Source organism: Pseudomonas corni, assembly GCF_057128765.1.
Window position 1 is genome coordinate 1 of record NZ_JBSKHW010000035.1, and the last position, 1,576, is coordinate 1,576.

At 60.5% G+C, this 1,576-nt stretch carries 1 protein-coding gene; it reads right to left on the bottom strand.

The genetic code is table 11. The features are described from left to right. Window positions 1–1,576 (bottom strand): type VI secretion system Vgr family protein (locus ACWKV9_RS27645; RefSeq protein ID WP_483839288.1); only part of this gene is annotated, 1,576 nt, incomplete at both ends.

Sequence of the window (1,576 nt, forward strand, 5' to 3'; positions counted from 1 at the left end):
TGCCGCGCGAGGATTTCCAGGGTGCCGTTCTGCGCCTGAATGGTCACCGGGCCATGATTGGCCAACAGCTTGATGCCAAGCTTGCGCACGAAGAGGCTCAACCCTTCGCCCACGCCGACGAACATCCGCTTGACCACGCTGATGTCAGCTTGAGCACCGGCGTTGAGCATCAGGTTGTTTTTCGCCGCCAGTTGCAGGTGCTCGCCGCTGGTGAGCGCGATGCCTGCCGGTGCGCTGAGTAACAGGACCGACGACTTGAGCTGTTCCAGGTCTTGCGTGAGCAGGCTGATCTGCGCTTGCACATCGGCGGGATCAGCGTTGGCAGCAGTCGCATCGACTGACAGCGTTTTCAGTTGATCGCCAGCCTGTTGCAGAAGTCCAACGGCAGCATCCATTTCAAGCTGCTGCCCCTGCGCCTTACCCTGCTCATCGGCACTGATAAACACGCCCTTCCCACCCCGAATCGCGCCCCAACCATCGGTGCGCAACTCAAACCCTTCTCCCCTTTTCTGCTTTTGCGCATCCACCAGATGCCCAAGATTCAGCTGACTCTTGCCGCCGTATTCAGTACTGAGCTTCACATGCTCCTGCCCGCGCAAATCCTCCATGCGCAACTTGTTGTTGGCCGGGGTGCGCAGGACGTTGCGTGTGTAGTCGCGCTTGTCGAGGGTGACGTGGTCTTTGTGTTTGTTGTCGTGCAGGGCGTGGGCGATGAAAGGGCGGTCTGGGTCGCCTTGTTCGAAGGCGATGGCCACTTCGGTGCCACAGATCAGCGGCAGGTGCAGGCCGTGGGTGTCACCGGCGTAAGACCTGGCCAGGCGCAACCAGAGGCTTTCTTCGCCGGGTTTCCAGCTGTCGCGGTCGAACAGGAAACTGACTTTGTAGCGGCCTTCCCGGTCGATGTGGCTGTAAATATCCTGCGCCTGATTGCTGGTGACACGGGCCGGAACGGTGCCAGCGATTTGTGGTTTAGGCAGCAGCGGCGGTCGGAAGCAGATGGTTTCCGCGTAGGGCATCGCCTCGAAGCTGACTTCAAAACTGCGGTCCCGGGCAGCGCGGGTGATCAGGCGGGTGATAACCGCGCCAGGCGCAAAGGCCTGGGGCGCGCCGCCGGATATCTTCAGCACCTGAGCCAGCGCCAGGGTCGGGCTGCTGCTGACACCGCTCAGGCGCGTCTGCTCGTTCAGGTAACGCTCATGGCGCAAGCGGGCGTAGAAAAAACCGCTTTCGCTGAGCAGGTCTTCGTCCTGATCAATGGGATCGCCGAGCACGGTGTAGGGCTCGGCGTAGTGATAGGCCTCACCGTAGAGCGTTTCCGATCCGCGCGTTTGATCGACATCTCCGTCGAGAAACGCGTGAATATCACGATGGTGATAGGCGCGAAAGTTGACGTGTTGCTCCACCACCTGATGTTCAGTCTGCAACTGCCAGACGCCATCGACCCCGCTGCTGCCCAGGCCCGATTGCGTGCGATACGGCAACTGCATGTCGCCCGCGTAGTGGCGCTGATCGTCGTGAAATTCCACCACCTCAATACGCAAACGCTCGTCAACCGTGAAGCGAAACCAGATCCCGA